The 210-nt window shown below is 46.7% G+C and carries 1 pseudogene; it reads right to left on the bottom strand.

What is annotated here, in order from left to right:
* Positions 1–190 (bottom strand): annotated as a pseudogene (locus H5158_RS23835) (IS4 family transposase); the annotation flags it as partial.
* Positions 191–210 lie beyond the last annotated feature (20 nt).

The raw sequence follows: 210 nt of genomic DNA, 5'->3' as shown, positions 1-210 counted from the left end.
GCCAAGGCTCCTTATAACCACGTTTTTTATCTCTTTTTAATAACTTATGCCCTTTGCCAACCAGCACTGCATGCGTGTGATATTGTGCACTTTTGGTCAACTCGGTCGCGCCAAGATACTGGCTCTTACGTTGATTGCTCTTGAATAGTGACTGGCATGGAACAAACTCATCGCTGCCCTGCGTTTTCAAGTGTGCCGTACCTCGAACTC

Origin of the sequence: Pseudoalteromonas sp. SR45-6 (genome assembly GCF_014163545.1) — a bacterium.
GTDB classification, from domain to species: Bacteria; Pseudomonadota; Gammaproteobacteria; order Enterobacterales; family Alteromonadaceae; genus Pseudoalteromonas; species Pseudoalteromonas rhizosphaerae.
This window is presented reverse-complemented; position numbering and strand designations above follow the sequence as displayed.